Source organism: Patiriisocius sp. 208BN25-11 (assembly GCF_058147145.1).
The window spans coordinates 1-238 of record NZ_JBYVJY010000128.1 but is presented as its reverse complement, the minus strand read 5'-3'; the positions used below and the strand labels follow the sequence as shown (position 1 = coordinate 238).

Sequence of the window (238 nt, the reverse complement as noted above, 5' to 3'; positions counted from 1 at the left end):
ACTATTTCAATTTTTAGAGACCTACTTTTGATGGTTCCTATTTCAGAAGTACTAATTCTTAATCAATATTTTTTTAGCAACAGCTCCCCTACCCTCAGTAACAAAAGAAGTTATGTATAATCCAGTTTGTAAATTTGCTACACCTATGGTGCCTGAATCACTAGGTATAGGCTGTGAAAGAACTCCTTTTCCAGTAATGTCATACAAAACCACTTCCGAAAAAGCCTGAATATTACCC

At 34.9% G+C, this 238-nt stretch carries 1 protein-coding gene; it reads right to left on the bottom strand.

The window, feature by feature from the left end; all coding sequences use genetic code 11:
* Nucleotides 1-51: 51 nt before the first annotated feature.
* Nucleotides 52-238 (bottom strand): T9SS type A sorting domain-containing protein (locus ACY2RS_RS15850; protein WP_490099620.1); only part of this gene is annotated, 187 nt, incomplete at its 5' end.